General features: G+C 72.4%; 4 protein-coding genes. 2 read left to right on the top strand and 2 right to left on the bottom strand.

Features of this window, described 5'->3' with window-relative positions:
• Nucleotides 1-77: 77 nt before the first annotated feature.
• Nucleotides 78-761 (bottom strand): TetR/AcrR family transcriptional regulator C-terminal domain-containing protein, encoded by a 684-nt coding sequence (locus AB0G02_RS34150; protein ID WP_360802702.1) that lies wholly within the window; start codon nt 759-761, stop codon nt 78-80.
• A gap of 67 nt (nt 762-828) precedes the next feature.
• On the opposite strand from AB0G02_RS34150, the gene AB0G02_RS34145 reads away from it, so the two are divergent.
• The gene (locus AB0G02_RS34145; RefSeq protein ID WP_360802699.1) at nt 829-1,944 is read left to right on the top strand and encodes an FAD-dependent monooxygenase; all 1,116 of its coding nucleotides are present in this window, start codon (nt 829-831) and stop codon (nt 1,942-1,944) included.
• A gap of 61 nt (nt 1,945-2,005) precedes the next feature.
• The gene (locus AB0G02_RS34140) at nt 2,006-2,497 is read left to right on the top strand and encodes a hypothetical protein (RefSeq protein WP_360802696.1); all 492 of its coding nucleotides are present in this window, start codon (nt 2,006-2,008) and stop codon (nt 2,495-2,497) included.
• A 12-nt stretch (nt 2,498-2,509) separates the two neighbouring features.
• On the opposite strand, the gene AB0G02_RS34135 is transcribed toward AB0G02_RS34140, so the two are convergent.
• Nucleotides 2,510-2,804: GNAT family N-acetyltransferase (locus AB0G02_RS34135; RefSeq protein WP_360802693.1), on the bottom strand; the 295-nt coding region annotated here is incomplete at its 5' end.

The raw sequence follows: 2,804 nt of genomic DNA, 5'->3' as shown, positions 1-2,804 counted from the left end.
GTCCGCACAGCGTCACGGTGATCCCGTCACCGGCTCATCCCGTCCCGGCCCGTTTCCGCGTCACCGGACTTGCGTGGCTACCGCTGGGAGACGCCGGCCTCGATGCCGTCGAGCAGGAAGTCCAAGCCGATCCGGAAGGTGCGGTCGGCGTCCAGGTGGGAGCCGTTGCGCACGACTGCGGCCAGCGCGGGGAAGCGGCCGGTCGCGAAGGTCCGCTCCAGGTAGGGGCCGAAGGTGACCTGCCACTGCCGCTTGTCCATCCCGGTGGCGCGTTCGGCCCGCAGCTCGGCCACCTCCCGCCGCACCGCGCCGATCACGTAGGAGTCGACCGCGGAGACGACCGGCACGACGGCGTCCACGTCCATGCCGCGCAGCCCGGTCAGCACGGCTTCCAGCCTCGCCAACGCGTTCGGCCCGAGCTGCGGCCGGCCGCCGATCAGGTCAGCGAACCACTGGTGCCGGTGAGCGGCCTGCCGAGTGGCTTCGGCGAGGGAGCGCAGCACCTCCCGCCGGCTCTCCCCGGCCGGGCGGATCTCGCCGTGGACCTCGTCGACCATCAGGTCCAGCAGTTCCTCCTTGGTGGCGATGTAGCCGTACAGCCGCATCGGTCCGACGTCGAGCACGGCGGCGACCTTGCGCAGGGACACCGCCTCCAGGCCGTCCGCGTCGGCCAACCGGATCGCCGCCCGGACGATCCGCTCCCGGCTCAACGGGCCCGGCGTCGGTCGACTCGGCGGCTCCGGCCGCTCCCACACCACCATGGCGCTCACCGTACAGCGTAGTGTTCGATACAGTGTATCGAGTAGTACACCGTATCGAAGGGGAACCGTGAACATCGCCATCGTCGGCGCGGGACTGGGTGGCCTGGCCCTCGCCCGCGTGCTGCACGTGCACGGCATCGACGCCGTCGTCCACGAACGTGAACCGTCGCGCGGCGCACGCGGCCAGGGCGGCATGCTCGACATCCACTCCGGGACCGGTCAGCGGGCGCTGCGCGAGGCCGGCCTGATCGAGCAGTTCCACGCGATCGCCCGCGTCGAAGGGCAGGACATGCGTCTCCTGGAGCCGGACGGCACCCTGCTGCTGCAGGAGGACACGCCCGAGGACGCCTCGCCCGACCGGCCCGAGGTGGACCGCGCCGACCTGCGGGATCTGCTGCTGGACTCACTGCCCGACCACGCGGTGCGGTGGGGGCATGCGTTCCGCCACGCCGAGGACGGCCTGCTGCACTTCACCGACGGCAGCAGTGCGAGCTACGACCTGCTGGTCGGCGCCGACGGTGCCGAGTCGCGGGTCCGCGCGCTGCTCACCGACGCCCGCCCGGCGCACGTCGGCCACAACGCCGTCGAGCTGGGCATCCCCGACATCGACCGCACCCACCCCGACCTCGCGGCGATGATCGGGCGCGGCAACTACTGGTATCTCGGTGACGGGCAGTCGCTGTCCGCCCAGCGCAACGGCGACGGCCGCGTGCGCGTCTACCTCAGCTTCTACAACACCCCTGCGGACTGGTTCGCGACCAGCGGGATCCCGTTGGACGACCCGGCCGCCGCCCGCGCCCGGCTGATCGAGCTGTTCGCCGGCTGGCACCCGCGGTTCACCGCGCTGATCGACGCCTGCGACGACACGGTCGTGCCCCGGTCGGTCACCGCTCTCCCGGTCGGCCTGACCTGGCCGTCACGGCCGGACGTCACGCTGATCGGTGACGCGGCGCACCTGATGCCGCCGGTGGGGCAGGGCGCCAACATGGCGCTGCTCGACGGCGCGCTGCTCGGCCTCGCGCTGGCCGCGCACCCGGACGACCCCGCCACCGCCGTCGCGGACTACGAACGCGAGATGTTCGACCGCACCGGCCCTGTCGCCCGGATGTGCGCCGACCTCCAGGAGATGCTGATGGCCCCGGACGCCGCTCAGCGGATGCTCGCGTTCTTCCGGCGGGACTGACACCGGCCGCCGGCTGCCCGAGCCGCCGGCGCGACCGGGTTGGGGCCTGACCGAGGCGGATTTGGCCGGGGTGGAGGAGGGGTTCGGGTTCGAGTTCGCCGACGACCACCGCGCGATGCTCGGTGCCGTTCTCCCGACGGGCCCCGGCTGGCCGGACTGGCGTAGCGACGACCGCGACACCCTCCTCGGGCTGCTCGCCCAGCCGGTCGACGGTGTGCTGTTCGACGTGGTGGAGAACGACTTCTGGCACGAGAGCCGGGGCGAGCGGCCGTCGGACGACGACGCGGCCGTCGAGCGGGCGGAGGCGCACCTGACCACCGCGCCGCGGATGATCCCGGTCTTCTTCCACCGCTGCCTGCCGGCAGGACGCGGCACCTTCGGGAACCCGGTGTTCTCCCTGCACCAGACGGACGTCGTCCACTACGGGTTCGACCTCCTCGACTACGTCGCCAACGAGTTCCACGTCCGCACCCCGGACCGCCCGCGACGTCACCCCGCGCCGATCCCGTTCTGGGACGACCTGGTCCACGGCGGACCGGGGACGACCCGCTAGGTGTCGTGAGGGTCAGGCTTCGAGGGCCCAGCGCACGAACCGCATCGTCGGGGTGAAGCCGGCCTTCTCGAAGATCCCGGAAGCGCCCGAAGGGCTCGACGAGTCCACGCTCACACTGGCGCGGTCGTAACCCTGGTCGGCGGCGGCCCGCAGGGCGTGTGCGATCAACGCGCTGGCGACGCCCCTCCTGCGGTAATCGCGCAAAGTTCCGACGACCACGCCGCCCGGCGTCTCCGCGAGGTCGAACCCGACGACCTCGAACCCGTCCCCGCGCAACACCTCGGCCACCCGCGCCCCGATCCCCTGG

The sequence above is a fragment of the Actinosynnema sp. NPDC023658 genome, assembly GCF_040639995.1.
Taxonomy (GTDB): Bacteria; Actinomycetota; Actinomycetes; order Mycobacteriales; family Pseudonocardiaceae; genus Actinosynnema.
This window is presented reverse-complemented; position numbering and strand designations above follow the sequence as displayed.